10 protein-coding genes and 1 pseudogene are annotated in these 14065 nt (G+C 72.1%); 7 read left to right on the top strand and 4 right to left on the bottom strand.

Going from position 1 to position 14065, the window contains the following annotated elements; genetic code table 11:
- From ACIWVC_RS22765 to ACIWVC_RS22755, 3 genes and pseudogenes are all read left to right on the top strand, one after another.
- A pseudogene (locus ACIWVC_RS22765) lies at window positions 1–738 on the top strand (magnesium chelatase); the annotation flags it as partial.
- A 38-nt stretch (window positions 739–776) separates the two neighbouring features.
- Window positions 777–2861: a hypothetical protein gene (locus ACIWVC_RS22760; RefSeq protein ID WP_396448283.1), complete on the top strand. Its 2085-nt coding sequence runs from the start codon at window positions 777–779 to the stop codon at window positions 2859–2861.
- A gap of 90 nt (window positions 2862–2951) precedes the next feature.
- Window positions 2952–3524 (top strand): hypothetical protein, encoded by a 573-nt coding sequence (locus tag ACIWVC_RS22755; protein ID WP_396448282.1) that lies wholly within the window; start codon window positions 2952–2954, stop codon window positions 3522–3524.
- A 13-nt stretch (window positions 3525–3537) separates the two neighbouring features.
- Here the strand turns inward: ACIWVC_RS22755 and ACIWVC_RS22750 are convergent, their stop codons facing one another.
- Both ACIWVC_RS22750 and ACIWVC_RS22745 read right to left on the bottom strand, forming a co-directional pair.
- Window positions 3538–4692 carry an alpha/beta hydrolase gene (locus tag ACIWVC_RS22750; protein WP_396448281.1) on the bottom strand — a complete coding sequence of 385 codons (1155 nt, stop codon included), beginning with the start codon at window positions 4690–4692 and terminating at the stop codon, window positions 3538–3540.
- A 79-nt stretch (window positions 4693–4771) separates the two neighbouring features.
- Window positions 4772–5920, bottom strand: coding sequence for a cystathionine gamma-synthase (locus ACIWVC_RS22745; protein ID WP_396448280.1), 1149 nt, complete (start codon window positions 5918–5920; stop codon window positions 4772–4774).
- 153 nt (window positions 5921–6073) lie between these two features.
- Between ACIWVC_RS22745 and ACIWVC_RS22740 the strand changes: the two genes are divergently transcribed.
- Window positions 6074–8236: an MMPL family transporter gene (locus ACIWVC_RS22740; RefSeq protein WP_396454550.1), complete on the top strand. Its 2163-nt coding sequence runs from the start codon at window positions 6074–6076 to the stop codon at window positions 8234–8236.
- Between the two features lie 147 nt (window positions 8237–8383).
- Here the strand turns inward: ACIWVC_RS22740 and ACIWVC_RS22735 are convergent, their stop codons facing one another.
- The gene (locus ACIWVC_RS22735) at window positions 8384–9763 is read right to left on the bottom strand and encodes a cystathionine beta-synthase (RefSeq protein ID WP_396448278.1); all 1380 of its coding nucleotides are present in this window, start codon (window positions 9761–9763) and stop codon (window positions 8384–8386) included.
- 183 nt (window positions 9764–9946) lie between these two features.
- Here ACIWVC_RS22735 and ACIWVC_RS22730 point away from each other — a divergent pair, with 183 nt between their 5' ends.
- The 3 genes from ACIWVC_RS22730 to ACIWVC_RS22720 all read left to right on the top strand — a co-directional run bounded on the left by ACIWVC_RS22730 (window position 9947) and on the right by ACIWVC_RS22720 (window position 12990).
- Window positions 9947–11029, top strand: coding sequence for an SGNH/GDSL hydrolase family protein (locus tag ACIWVC_RS22730; protein WP_396448277.1), 1083 nt, complete (start codon window positions 9947–9949; stop codon window positions 11027–11029).
- 324 nt (window positions 11030–11353) lie between these two features.
- Complete coding sequence (locus ACIWVC_RS22725; RefSeq protein ID WP_396454549.1) at window positions 11354–12574, top strand: acetyl-CoA C-acetyltransferase; 1221 nt, start codon at window positions 11354–11356, stop codon at window positions 12572–12574.
- A 188-nt stretch (window positions 12575–12762) separates the two neighbouring features.
- A complete protein-coding gene (locus ACIWVC_RS22720) occupies window positions 12763–12990 on the top strand; it encodes a DUF4287 domain-containing protein (RefSeq protein ID WP_067799929.1) in 228 nt (75 codons plus the stop codon).
- Window positions 12991–13141: 151 nt separating this feature from the next.
- On the opposite strand, the gene ACIWVC_RS22715 is transcribed toward ACIWVC_RS22720, so the two are convergent.
- The gene (locus ACIWVC_RS22715; protein WP_396448275.1) at window positions 13142–13960 is read right to left on the bottom strand and encodes a Bax inhibitor-1/YccA family protein; all 819 of its coding nucleotides are present in this window, start codon (window positions 13958–13960) and stop codon (window positions 13142–13144) included.
- Window positions 13961–14065: the final 105 nt, after the last annotated feature.

Genomic DNA, 14065 nt, shown 5'->3' with positions numbered 1-14065 from the left:
GAGGACTACACCAACCGCGGCCGCATCATCACCCCGCTGAAGGACCGCTTCGGCGCGGAGATCCGCACCCACTACCCCCTCGAACTGGACGCCGAGCTGGCGCTGATCCGCCAGGAGTCCGACTTCGCCGACCTCGCCGGGCTGCCCGCGGAGGTGCCCGACCACCTGATCGAGGTGATCGGGCGGTTCACCCGGCTCGTCCGGGAGTCGACGGCGGTGGACGCGCGGTCGGGCGTGTCGGCGCGTTTCGCGCTCGCGGGCGCGGAGACCGTCGCGGCGGGCGCGGTGCGGCGCGCCGCGCTGACCGGCGAGGAGCACGCCGTCGCGCGGGTCTGCGACCTGCCCGCGGTGGTGCCGTCGCTGATGGGCAAGGTCGAGTTCGAGGTCAGCGAGGAGGGCCGCGAGCAGGAGGTGCTGGAGCATCTGCTGCGCCGGGCGATCGCCGAGACCTACCGGCGGACGCTGGGCCCGGCCGACCTGACCGGGCTGCTCGACAAGTTCGACTCCGGCGAGCGCGTCGAGTCGGGCGAGCTGGTGCCGGCGCACGAGCTGCTGCGCCGCATCGGCCAGGTGCCCGGCCTCGCCAAGATCATGGAACGGCTCGGGCTGAGCGGGGAGTCCCCCGGGCAGGCCGCGGCCGCGCTGGAGTTCGCCCTGGAGGGCCTGTTCCTCACCCGGCGGCTGTCCAAGGACGTCGCCGAGGGCCGGTCCGACGGGACGGCCACCTACCGGACCTGACCGTCCGGACCGGAGGTCTCCACGCGTAAGGAGCTTCGATGAGCCGCTACCGCTACGGGGCCTACGAGGACGGGCCCGACCCGCTCGCCCCGCCGTACGACGTCCGCGACGCCCTCGACGCGATGGGCGACGCGGTGCTGGACGGCACCCGCCCCGACGACGCGCTGCGCGAGCTGCTGCGGCGCGGCCTGCCGGGCGCGCAGAACCGGCGCGGGCTGGACGACATGCTCCGCCAGGTGCGGGAGCGGCGCCGCGCGCTGCGCGACCGGGGCCGCCTCGACGGCACCCTGGAGCAGGCGCGGGCGCTGCTCGACACCGCGATCGGGCAGGAGCGGGCGGAGCTGTTCCCCGACCCGGGCGACGACGCGCGGCTGCGCGAGGCGGAGCTGGACGCGCTGCCGTCCGACACCGCGCAGGCGATCCGCCGGCTGTCGGACTACGACTGGCGGTCCGGCGCGGCCCGCCGCACGTTCGAGCAGCTGAAGGACCTGCTGCGCCGCGAGGTCCTGGACGCGCAGTTCCAGGGCATGAAGCAGGCCCTGGAGAACCAGGACCCGGCCGCCATGGAGCGGGTCAAGGACATGATGGCCGCGCTCAACGAGATGCTGGAGCGGGACGCGCGCGGCGAGCACACCCAGGAGGACTTCGACCGGTTCATGGAGCGGTACGGGGACATGTTCCCCGACGATCCGCAGAACCTGGAGGAGCTGGTCGACTCCCTCGCCCGGCGCGCCGCCGCGATGGACCGGCTGCTCGCCTCGCTCAGCCCGGAGCAGCGCGCCGAGCTGGCCGGGCTGATGGAGCAGGCCATGCAGGACGCGGGCCTCGCCATGGAGATGACCCGGCTCGGCGAGGCGCTGCGGGCCCGCCGCCCCGACCTCGGCTGGGGGCAGCCCGAGCAGATGACGGGCGACGACCCGCTCGGCATGGGCGACGCCACCACCGCTCTCGCGGAGCTGGCCGACCTCAGCGAACTGGAGGCCGCCCTCGGCCAGGACTACCCCGGCGCGCGGCTCGACGACATCGACGAGGACGCCGTCCGGCGGGCGCTCGGCCGGCAGGCCGTCGACGACCTGGACGCGCTGCGCCGCATCGAGAAGGAACTGGAGCGGCAGGGCTACCTGCGCCGCAACCGCGGCAGGCTGGAGCTGACCCCGAAGGCGGTGCGGCGGCTCGGCGAGACCGCGCTGCGCCGGGTGTTCTCCCAGCTCACGTCCGGCCGGCAGGGCGACCACGACCAGCGCGACGCCGGGCAGGCGGGCGAGCTGACCGGCGCCAGCCGGGAGTGGCGGTTCGGCGACGAGCAGCCCCTCGACGTCGTCCGGACGGTGAGCAACGCGATCCGCCGCAACGCGATGGAGGGCGCCGGCGGCCTCGCGGCGCCGACCGCGGCGGCGCGGGTCGTCGAGCCGAGCACCGCCGACGTCGTGGAGATCAACGGCGTGCCGCGGCAGGGCGGCCCCGCGGAGAACGGCGGCGTGAACGGTCGCGTGAACGGCGTGAAGCTCGGCGTGGACGACTTCGAGGTGCACGAGACCGAGCGGCGCACCGGCGCGGCCGTCTGCCTGCTCGTCGACCTGTCGTACTCGATGGTGCTGCGCGGGACGTGGGCCGTCGCCAAGCAGACCACGCTCGCCCTGCACACCCTCGTGACCAGCAAGTTCCCGCAGGACGCCATCCAGATCATCGGGTTCTCCAACTACGCGCGGGTGCTGCACCCCGAGGAGATGGCGGCGCTCGACTGGGACATGGTGCAGGGCACCAACCTGCACCACGCGCTGATGATCGCGGGACGGCATCTGGACCGGCATCCCGACTTCGAGCCGATCGTGCTCGTCGTCACCGACGGGGAGCCGACCGCGCACCTGCGCCCGGACGGGCGCTCGCTGTTCGACTACCCGCCGTCCACCGAGACGCTCGTCCTCACCCTCGCCGAAGTCGACAAGATGACGCGGCGCGGCGCCTGCATGAACTTCTTCATGCTCGCCGACGACCGGCGGCTCGTGTCGTTCGTGGAGGAGGTCGCCCGGCGCAACGGCGGCCGGGTCTTCGCGCCCGACGCGCAGCGGCTCGGCGAGTACGTCGTCAGCGACTACCTCCGGGTGCGCCGCGGCCGCCGCTGACGGGCCGTTTCCGAGACGGCGGAACGCCGGGCGGGGAGCGGGCCCCGTGCACCCTCCGGGGGACGCCGCGGAGGCGCTAGGGTCGGCGGCATGTCGACTTCCGATCGCATCCTGCTGATCCTGCACATCGGCTTCGCGATCTTCACGCTGGGCCCGCTGACCGCCGCGACCATGTCCACCCCCCGGTACATCCGCAAGCGGAACACGGCCGTGGTGCGCTTCCTCAACTGGACCACCCGCGTCTACGGCCTCGCGACGCTGGGCATCTTCCTGTTCGGGCTGGGCCTGGCCCAGGGGGATTTCGCGCAGGCGTGGCTGACCGTGTCGATGACGCTGTTCATCGTCGCGCTGGTACTGCTGCTGATCGTCGAGCGCGACCAGCGCAAGGCGGTGCACCTGCTGGAACTCGCGGCGGCCGAGGAGTCGCGCACGGCCGTGCCCGCCGCGCCGGCCCGGCCGGACGCCGGCGCCGACGAGCCCGGGGACGGCGAGAAGGCCGGGGAAAAGGCCGCGGAGAAGACCGGGGAGGCGACCGGCGGGGCCACCGCCACCGCCGCGGGCGGCGAGATCGCGGCGGTGGAGCGCGGCCGGCTGGCCGCGCTCTCCGGCGTCATCGCGCTGCTCTGGCTGGTGATCCTGGTGCTGATGGTCTGGAACGGCTGAGCGGCGGCGCCTACTACTCGCCCGATCCGGGCTTGAGGCGGCTCTTCAGCCAGCTCACGATCGTCGGGTAGGTGCTCTCGTCGCTCAGCAGCTGCGCGGCGTGCATCCGGCCCTCGACCGTCTTGACCGTCGCCTCGACGCCCGCGGCGCGCAGCGCGCCGGCCAGCCCGGTGCTCTGCTCGACCGGGACGAAGTCGCCGGTGGCGTGCATGAGCAGCATCGGCGCGTCGCCCGGGGAGACGTGCGTGACGGTGCTGGCGTCGTCCAGCCGCGGCCAGCAGTCCTGCGCGTCCCCGGCGTCGGGCTCGGTGCCGGTGAGGTCGCCGGTCCCGGGCTCGGTGCGGGCGCCGGGCACGCAGTCCATGAGGTCGACCACGGCCCGCCGCAGCTTGCGCTGGCTGGGCGTCGCGCCGGCCTTCGCGCCGTCCTGGTAGGCGAGGAAGGGGTTGTTCGGCGGCGAAAGGGCGACCACGCCGCGGACCAGCCGGGTGCCTGTGCCGAGCGTGCCGAGCTGGGTGGCGAGCTGCCCGCCGGCCGAGGAGCCGATGACGGCGACCCGCGACGGGTCGGCGTTCCACACCCGGGCGTGCTTCTTGATGAAGGCGAGCGCGGACAGCGAGTCGTCCCGCTGCGCCGGCCAGTGCGCCTTCGGCGCGAGCCGGTAGTTCGCCGACATGACGACGAACCCCTCCTCGGTCAGCCGCCGCGCGAAGTACTTCCAGCCGCCGCCCTTGTCGCCCTGCAGCCAGTAGCCGCCGTGCAGGATCAGCACGACCGGGCGCGGCGTGGCGCGCGGCCCGCCGTCGCGCCAGTACGCGTCGATCTTCTGCGCGGCGGCCTTGCCGTAGGCGTAGGTGCGGAACTTCGGCAGCTCCGGGGTGACCATGACGGCCTGCGCCGTGACGGTGCCGTCGGGCTCGCCGTCCGGTGCGCCCGGCCCGCTCTCCGGGAGGGTCGTGGACGACGCCGACGGCGACTCCGAGCCGGGGGTCCCGGTCGCCGGGCCGCCGGACGGCTCGGTCGTCCCGGACCCGTCCGCCGGCGGCGTCGCCGGCGGGGTCGCGGCCGGTGTCGGCAACGGGGCGTTCGCGTGGGCTCCCCCGGGCACGGCCACGGCGGAGACACACGTCGCGGCGAACGCCGCCCCACAGACCAGAACTTTGCGCACCCGGGCCCCTCCTTTACGAACCTGGCGCGCCGAGTATAGATGTTTTGATCAAGTACGGGCGGGAACGTTCAGCCAGTTCTCAGCCGAGCGCCTGCTCCAGGTCGTGCCGCAGGTCGGTGACGTCCTCGATCCCGACGGACAGTCGCACCAGGTCGGAGGGCACTTCCAGCGGCGATCCCGCGGCGGAGGCGTGCGTCATCCGGCCCGGGTGCTCGATGAGCGACTCGACGCCGCCGAGCGACTCGCCGAGCGTGAAGAGCTTCGTCCGCTCGCAGACCCGGACGGCGGCCTCCTCCGACTCCATCCGGAACGAGACCATGCCGCCGAACGCCTTCATCTGCTTGGCGGCGACGTCGTGGCCGGGGTGGCCGGGCAGCCCCGGGTAGAGGACCTGCCGGACGGCCGGGTGCCGCCCCAGCATCTCCGCGATCCGCTCGGCGTTGGCGCAGTGCCGGTCCATCCGCACGCCGAGGGTCTTGATGCCGCGCAGGGTGAGCCAGGCGTCGAACGGCCCGGCGACGGCGCCCATCGCGTTCTGGTGGAACGCGAGCCGCTCGCCCAGTTCCGGGTCGGACACGACGAGCGCGCCGCCGACGACGTCGGAGTGCCCGCCGATGTACTTGGTGGTCGAGTGGACGACCGCGTCCGCGCCGAGCTCCAGCGGACGCTGCAGGTACGGCGAGGCGAAGGTGTTGTCGACGGCGAGGAGCGCGCCCGCCTCGTGCGCGGCCGCCGCCAGCGCGGCGATGTCGGCGATCCCGAGCAGCGGGTTCGTCGGCGTCTCCACCCAGATGATCTTCGTTTCCGGGCGGACCGCGGCCCGCACCGCGGCGATGTCGCCGAGCGGCACCGGGTCGAACTCGACGCCCCACGGCTCGGCGACCTTCGCGAACAGCCGGTAGGTGCCGCCGTAGGCGTCGTCCGGGATGATGACGTGGTCGCCGGGCCGGCAGACGGTGCGCAGCAGGGCGTCCTCGGCGGCGAGCCCGGACGCGAACGCCAGCCCGCGGGCGCCGCCCTCCAGTTCGGCCAGGCATACTTCGAGCGCGGTACGCGTCGGGTTCGCCGACCGGGAGTACTCGTAACCGCCGCGCAGGCCGCCGATGCCGTCCTGCTTGTAGGTGGAGACCTGGTAGATGGGCGGTACGACCGCGCCGGTGGCGGGGTCGGGCTCCTGCCCGGCGTGGATGGCCAGGGTCTCGAAGCCGTGCTGAACCTCGTTGTCCATGGGTACGAGGCTATCCAGCGCTCACCCCTCCTGGAGGAGGAGGCGCTCCCCCGGAGGTATCAACCCCCATTTCGGCGCTCAGGGTGACCCCAAGGCCCCGCGTGATCTCTACCGTTTTAGAGGTATCCCAACGACCTTGATTAAGGAAGCCCCATGTTCGCTCGGCTCGCGCGCTTCGTCGTGAGACATCCGTGGTGGACGATCGTGGCGTGGCTCGCCGCCGCGGTCGTCATCATCGCCTTCTCCCCCAAGCTCACCACCGAGTCCGACCAGGGCGACTTCCTGCCCTCGAAGTACGAGTCGGTCCAGGCACTGCAGATCGCCGAGAAGGCGTTCCCGCAGCAGGAGGACACCTCCTCGCTGATCGTCGTGAAGCGGTCCGACGGCAAGCCGCTGACGCCCGAGGACACCGCGAAGGTGAACGAGGCCGCCAAGACGCTGAACGCCGACAAGCCGCCGACGGTGGTGGCGTTCGCGACCGGCCCGCAGGCCGTCGCGCCGAACAAGGCCGTCCAGGTGATCATGGTGCCGATGAAGGGCACCTCGATGGCCGACAACGAGAAGCAGGGCGACGCGGTCAAGGAGATCCGCAAGGACCTGCCGAACCTGCTGAAGGGCAGCGGCCTGGAGGCCAAGGTCGGCGGTGACGTCGCCGGCTTCGTCGACAACGAGGACTCCTTCAACAAGTCCTTCGAGATCGTCGGCATCGCCACCTTCGTGCTGATCATCGGCCTGATCCTGCTGATCTTCCGGGCGCCGCTCGCCGCGGTGCTGCCGATCGTCGTGATCATGGTGACGATGCAGGTCGCGATGGGCCTGATCGGCGTCGCCTCGAAGATCTTCGACTTCTCCGGCGACGACAGCCTCAGCACCATCATCCTGATCGTGCTCTTCGGCATCGGCGCCGACTACTACCTGTTCCTGATGTTCCGGTTCCGGGAGCGGCTGCGGGCCGGCGACGACAAGAAGACCGCGATGATCACCGCGGTGGAGCGGGTCGGCGAGGTCATCTCCTCGGCCGCCGCCGCCATCGCCGTCACCTTCCTGGTGCTGCTGCTCGCGACGTTCGGCGTGTTCAGCGCCTGGGGCCCGTCGCTCGCCATCGCCGTCGTCGTCATGGGCATCACGTCGCTGACGCTGTTCCCGGCGATCGTGTCGCTGCTCGGCACCGCGGTGTTCTGGCCGTCCAAGGCGTGGAAGAAGCAGCCGAAGGGCTCGATCTCCCAGGCCGTCGGCCGGGCCGTCGGCAAGCGCCCGGCGGTCGCCGCCGCCGCGGCCGGCCTCGTGATGGTCGTGCTGGCGCTCGGCTCGCTCGGGTTCAAGGCCGACTACGACTTCGCCGCCGGCTTCCCGCAGGACACCGAGTCCGCCCAGGCGACCAAGGACATGGAGAAGGGCTTCCCGCCCGGCCTGACCACCCCGGTGCAGGTGTTCATCAAGTCCGACGGCGGGCAGCCGGTCACCGACCAGCAGCTGGCGTCGTTCAGCCAGGCCGCGAAGACCGCGCCCGGCGTCGGCGCCGTGCAGAAGCCCGTCCACGGCCAGGACAAGTCCGTGGCCCGGGTCGACCTGATCCTGAAGAAGAACCCCGCCTCCAACGAGGCGATCAGCCTGGTCAAGGACGACCTGGCGCCGGCCGTGCACAAGGCGGCCCCGGAGGGCACCCGCGCCTACGTCGGCGGCTCGACGGCGATCTTCGCCGACATCAACGCCGTCAACAACCGCGACCTGTCGGTGATCCTGCCGGTGGCGGCGGCGCTGATCGCGCTGATCCTGGCGCTGCTGCTCCGCTCGGTCGTCGCACCGCTCTACCTGGTCGTCGCCGTCCTGCTGGGCTTCGCCGCGACGCTCGGCTCCGCGGTGTACGTCTTCCAGGGCGCGATGGGCGAGGCCGGCGTCACCTTCCAGCTGCCGATCGTCCTCTACCTGTTCGTGCTGGCCATCGGGACCGACTACAACATCCTGATGACGGCGCGGCTGCGCGAGGAGGCGAAGGAGGGGCACTCCCCGCGGGAGGCGGCGGCGCAGGCCGTCCACCACGGCGGTCCGACCGTCGCCGCGGCGGGCCTCATCCTGGCCGGCACCTTCTCGGTGATGATGCTCGCGCCGGTGTCGATGCTCCAGCAGATGGGCTTCTCCGTCGCGATCGGCATCGCGCTGTCGGCCTTCGTCATGTCGATGTTCCTGGTGCCGGGCATCACCGCGATGCTGGGCCACAAGGCCTGGTGGCCGGGGCACGGCGACGAGCCGAAGAAGAAGCCGGTCGGCCTCGCCGACACCCGCGAGGACTTCGTCCCGTCCGGGTTCCCCCAGTAGGAACCCCCCAGACGCCGGGTTGCGGAGCCGGCCCGAAACGCCGCCCACCGGCCTGCTCCGCAACCCGGCACCCCGCTGAGCGCCGGAGACCCGAGGGTCTCCGGCGCTCGCCCTTGCCGGCGCCCGCGCGCCGGGACGGGTGCGGGGTCAGCCGGTGGTGTTGGACGCCAGGAAGGAGAGGAGGTCCTGGCGGGTGACGAGGCCCTTCGGCTTGCCGTCCACGAGGACGACCGCCGCGCCGGCCTTCTCCAGCACGCCGACGGCCTTGCTGACCGGCTCGCCGTAGCCGAGCGTCGGCAGCGGCGGCGACATGTGCAGCTCGACCGGCTCGGTCATCTTGGCCTCGCCCTTCACCATGACGTCGAGCAGGTCGGTCTCGCCGACCGAGCCGACGACCTCGGCCGCCATGACCGGCGGCTCCTCCTTCATCACCGGGACCTGCGACACCTCGTACTCGCGCATGACGGAGATCGCGGTCTGCACCGTCTCGTGCGGGTGGACGTGCACGAACTCCGGCAGCGTCCCGCCCTTGCGGGTGAGCACCTCGCCGACCCGGGCCTCCTCGCTGTGCGGGGTGAGGAAGCCGTAGTCCGCCATCCAGCCGTCGTTGAAGATCTTGCCGAGGTAGCCGCGGCCGCCGTCCGGCAGCAGCACCACGATGACCGCGTCGGGACCGGCCTTCTCGGCGACGCGCAGCGCCGCGACCACGGCCATGCCGCAGGACCCGCCGACGAGCAGCGCCTCCTCGCGGGCGAGCCGCCGGGTCATCAGGAAGGAGTCCTTGTCGGACACCGCGATGACGTCGTCGCAGATGTCCCGGTCGTAGGTCTCGGGCCAGATGTCCTCGCCGACGCCCTCGGTGAGGTAGGGGCGGCCCGAGCCGCCCGAGTAGACCGACCCCTCCGGGTCGGCGCCGATGACCCGCACCTTCCCGCCGGAGACCTCCTTGAGGTACCGGCCGGTGCCGCTGATGGTGCCGCCGGTGCCGATGCCCGCGACGAAATGGGTGATGCGGCCCTCGGTCTGCTCCCACAGCTCCGGGCCGGTAGTCTCGTAATGCGACCGCGGGTTCTGCGGGTTGGTGTACTGGTTCGGCTTCCACGCGCCGGGGATCTCGGCGGCGAGCCGATCGGAGACCGAGTAGTAGGAGTCGGGGTGCTCGGGGTTCACCGCCGTCGGACAGACGACGACCTCCGCGCCGTACGCGCGCAGCACGTCGATCTTGTCCTTGCCGACCTTGTCGGGGCAGACGAAGACGCAGTGGTAGCCGCGCTCCTGCGCCACGATGGCGAGCCCCACCCCGGTGTTGCCGGACGTCGGCTCGACGATCGTCCCGCCCGGCCGCAGCTCGCCGGACTTCTCCGCCGCGTCGATCATGCGGACCGCGATGCGGTCCTTCACCGACCCGCCCGGGTTGAAGTACTCCACCTTGGCGAGGACCTGCGGCCGCAGGCCCTCGGTCACCTTGCGCAGCCGAACGAGGGGGGTGTTGCCCATCAATTCGACGAGCGAGTCGTGTACATGCACCGCGACATCCTTGTCGGTCCAGTGGTGATCTGAGCACCGCGTCCCTGTTCCGCCGCCGGTAACACGGCGGAACGGGTGCGGCTCCGGAAGGTTTCCCGTTTCCGACGTTAGCCGACATCGACCGGCCAGGCATCAAACGGCCCCCGCACGGGTAGGTAGATAATCACGGAGGGTCAGCGCAGTATGTTGAGAGCATTCACCGCGCGCCGGATCGCGGCGGCCGCGGCCTACGGAGGCGGCGGCATCACGGCGATCGGCGGCGTCACGTTCGGCCTCATCGTGATGGAGGCGAAGCTCGCCCGCAGGATCATCCAGGCGACGCCCTACGGCGACCCGCCCGCGGCCGACGGCGTCTACGGCGAGGCGTCCGGCGGCCCGCCGCTCTCCCTGGTCATGCTCGGCGACTCGACCGCCGCCGGGCTCGGCGTGCACACCCCGGAGGAGACGCCCGCCGCGCGCCTCGCCACCGGGCTCGCCGCGATCGCCGGGCGTCCCGTCCGGGTGACGAACGTGGCCCGCTCCGGGTCCCGGTCGCAGGCCCTCGGCGGACAGGTCGACCAGGCCCTGCAGACCCGCCCCGACATCGCCGTCATCATGATCGGCGCGAACGACGTGACCGGCCGGGTGCCGCCCGCCGAGTCCGTCCGGCACCTCTCGGACGCGGTGCGGCGGCTGCGCGCCGCGGGCGCCGAGGTCGTCGTCGGCACCTGCCCCGACCTCGGCTCGGTGAAGCCGCTGATGCAGCCGCTGCGCTGGTTCGCGCGGCGCGCCAGCCGGCAGCTCGCCGCCGCGCAGACGATCGCCGTGGTCGAGCACGGCGCCCGCTCGGTGTCGCTCGGCGACCTGCTCGGCCACGAGTTCGCCGCCGACCCGCTGTCGATGTTCAGCGAGGACCGCTACCACCCGTCCGCCCGGGGCTACGCCGCGGCGGCCGCCGCGGTCCTGCCGTCGATGGCGGCGGCGCTGGGCCTGGAGCCCGACCTGCCCGGCGAGACCGCCCGCCCGGTGTCGCTGGCCGCGGCCGAGGCGGTCGAGCGGGCCGGTACCGAGGTCAGCGGGGCGTCCGTCGCGGGCGCCGACCGCGGCCGGCGCGGCCGCTGGGCCACGCTGCGGTATCCGCTGCGGCGCCCGCTGCGGCGTGCGCTGGGCCGGCCGCTGTCCGGCGGCGTCGCGGCGGCCGGCGCGCTGATCGGCGCGCTCGCCCCGGCGCGGCTGGCGACCCGGCTGCGGACGCGTTCCCGGCCGGCGCCCGAGACCGGTGGCTGACCGCCGGCCGAACCGGGGCCCGTCCGGTCACCGGAAGACGGGGCCCCGGCGGTCCGGCGCGCCGGCCGGCCGGTCCGCCGCCCGCGCTTGCGGCGGCCCGGCCGGCGACGCGGATTCCAGCGTCGGCCTCCCCGCGTCCCGGACGCATGAGGCGGCCGTCACCAGGGAATCGGGACTCCGCGCAGGTCAGTAAGTCGACACTTATTAGACTCGCCGTCGATAAAGCCGGGGGGTCGGCGTGTACGGGCCGGGCTCCGGCGGCTAGATTGGCCAGGTGACCGGTGAGTAAGTTGGACATTCGGCCGCTGAGACAGGAGACCCGCCATGCCCGAAGCAGTCATCGTCGCCACCGCGCGCTCGCCGATCGGCCGCGCCTTCAAGGGTTCGCTCAAGGACATGCGGCCCGACGACCTCACCGTCCAGATGGTCACCGCCGCGATGGCGAAGGTCCCGCAGCTCGGTCCCGACCAGATCGACGACCTGCTGCTCGGCTGCGGCCTGCCCGGCGGCGAGCAGGGCTACAACATGGCGCGGGTCGTGTCCGTCCTGCTCGGCTGGGACAACGTGCCGGGCGCCACGATCACCCGGTACTGCTCGTCGTCGCTGCAGACGACCCGCATGGCGTTCCACGCGATCAAGGCGGGCGAGGCCGACGTGATCATCTCGGCCGGCGTCGAGACGGTCAGCCGGTTCGCCAAGGGCAGCAGCGACGGGCTGCCCGACACGCAGAACCCGCTGTTCGCCGACGCGCAGGCCCGCACCGCGAAGGCGGGCGAGGGCGGCGCGCCGGTGTGGCACGACCCGCGCGAGGACGGCAAGCTCCCCGACATCTACATCGCGATGGGGCAGACCGCGGAGAACGTCGCCGGCATGCGCGGCGTGTCCCGCCAGGCACAGGACGAGTTCGGCGTCCGCTCGCAGAACCTCGCCGAGAAGGCCCTCGCCAACGGGTTCTGGGAGAGGGACATCACCCCGGTGACGCTGCCGGACGGCAGCGTCCTGGCCAAGGACGACGGCCCCCGGCCCGGCACCACCTACGAGAAGGTGTCGCAGCTCCAGCCGGTGTTCCGGCCGGACGGAACGGTCACCGCGGGCAACTGCTGCCCGCTGAACGACGGCGCCGCCGCGGTCATCGTCATGAGCGACACCAAGGCCGCCGAGCTGGGCATCACCCCGCTGGCCCGCATCGTGTCGACCGGCGTGACCGGCCTGTCCCCCGAGATCATGGGGCTGGGCCCGGTGGAGGCGTCCCGCAAGGCCCTCGCCAAGGCCGGCATGACCATCGACGACATCGACCTCGTCGAGATCAACGAGGCGTTCGCGGCGCAGGTGCTGCCGTCCGCCGAGGACCTCGGCATCGACCACGAGAAGCTGAACGTGAACGGCGGCGCGATCGCGGTCGGCCACCCGTTCGGCATGACCGGCGCCCGCATCACCTCCACGCTCATCAACGGGCTGAAGTTCCACGACAAGCAGTTCGGCCTGGAGACGATGTGCGTGGGCGGCGGCCAGGGCATGGCGATGGTGCTGGAGCGCCTCTCCTGACGGTCCGCGGTGGCCCGCACGGAACCGCCCTCGGGCGGCGCCGGGCGGGCCACCTGCACGTTTCCGGGGAATATCCCCGTTATTAATGATCTACGTAACGCAAAAGATAGGTCCCCGTTAGGGTCTTGTCACATGCGAGGAGGTGTTGCAGAGTCAGCAGGAAGAGCCCTGCGACCTGGAGGTGCCAATTGTCACTGAACCACTCGCCGGAGACGCACAGCAAGCTGATCGCCCGCATTCCGCAAGTCACAGGACGTGACATCCCCGAGTGGTTCACCGCCATCGAGAACGGCCCTTCGTTCACCCGCTGCGAGGAACGCAGCTCCTGGCTGGCCGAGGAGCACAACCTCTCGCACGGCTACGCCGCGGCGCTGGTGCGCGAGCACGAGCGGACGCGCCGCGCGCGCCACTACTGAGCGCGCGCCTCCGAACTTCATACAGACCCGGTGGGATCCCGCCAACGGATGCCCCCGCCGTCGTGCCGCCATGCCGCCACGACTCTGGCGCAGAGATCCCACATGGATCAGCCCCGCACCCCCGAGGGCGCGGGGCTGATCTTCGTCTGGGCTAGTCTCGTCCGCTGAAGTAGCTGAGCAGCCGCAGGATCTCCAGGTAGATCCACACCAGGCTCAGCACCAGCCCGAACGCGCAGTACCAGGCGAACTGCTCCGGCGCGCCGTGGCGGACGCCCTGCTCGACGGCGTCGAAGTCCAGCAGCAGGAAGAAGCAGCCGACGAGGATCGCGACGACGCTGAAGATGTAGGCGAGCGGGCTGCCCGGGTCGCGGATGCCGATGCCCTCGTCGCCGCCGAACACCTGCACCAGCAGGTTGATGATCATCAGCCCGATGAGCGCGAAGCCCGCGGCGATGACGAACTTGGCGAACTTCGGCGTCACCCGCACGATGCGCAGCGCGTAGACGGCGAGCGTGGCGCCGAACGCGAGCGCGGTCCCGATGACGGCCTGGAAGACGACGCCGTGGTAGATGTCGTTGTAGGCGTGGCTGACGATGCCGACGACGATCCCGTAGACGGCCGCGAACGCCAGCACCATCGGCGCGTTCGCCTTGCGCCCGAACGTGATGAACGCCCAGATCCCGATCTCCGCGATCAGCGCGACGACGAGGACCGGGGCCGCGAGCTCGACGGGCACCAGCGCCCACGCGAGCGCCGCGGTGAGCACCAGGACGGCGAGGGTCATGAACCCGCGGACGACGACGTCGTCCATGGTCATCGGTCGAGTGGCCGGCGGCGCGTACCCGTACCCGGGCGCCGCGTACCCGGGCCCCCCGTAGGGCTGTGCACCGTAGCCGGGTGCGCCGTAAGCCGCACCTCCGGCCCGCTGGTCGAAGGCGTTCCCCCGGAACGCGGGGTTTCTACTCTCCATCAGAGTCTCCACTTTCGGCCGACGTGGCCCTCCAGTCTAAACGCGAAACCCCCGCATGATCAGCCCGAATCCCACCCACCCCGTGCGACCGAGCCCCCACCGACG

Source organism: Actinomadura sp. (assembly GCF_044508335.1).
Lineage (GTDB): Bacteria > Actinomycetota > Actinomycetes > Streptosporangiales > Streptosporangiaceae > Spirillospora.
Note: the sequence above shows the minus strand (reverse complement) of the source record. Positions and strands in the feature narration are given on the sequence as shown.

Bases quoted from the DNA above. Each gene is read 5' to 3' on its own strand.
- ACIWVC_RS22760 (WP_396448283.1), top strand. From the start codon at position 777: ATGAGCCGCTACCGCTACGGGGCCTACGAGGACGGGCCCGACCCGCTC.
- ACIWVC_RS22755 (WP_396448282.1), top strand. From the start codon at position 2,952: ATGTCGACTTCCGATCGCATCCTGCTGATCCTGCACATCGGCTTCGCG.
- ACIWVC_RS22745 (WP_396448280.1), bottom strand. From the start codon at position 5,920: ATGGACAACGAGGTTCAGCACGGCTTCGAGACCCTGGCCATCCACGCC.
- ACIWVC_RS22740 (WP_396454550.1), top strand. From the start codon at position 6,074: ATGTTCGCTCGGCTCGCGCGCTTCGTCGTGAGACATCCGTGGTGGACG.
- ACIWVC_RS22730 (WP_396448277.1), top strand. From the start codon at position 9,947: ATGTTGAGAGCATTCACCGCGCGCCGGATCGCGGCGGCCGCGGCCTAC.
- ACIWVC_RS22725 (WP_396454549.1), top strand. From the start codon at position 11,354: ATGCCCGAAGCAGTCATCGTCGCCACCGCGCGCTCGCCGATCGGCCGC.
- ACIWVC_RS22715 (WP_396448275.1), bottom strand. From the start codon at position 13,960: ATGGAGAGTAGAAACCCCGCGTTCCGGGGGAACGCCTTCGACCAGCGG.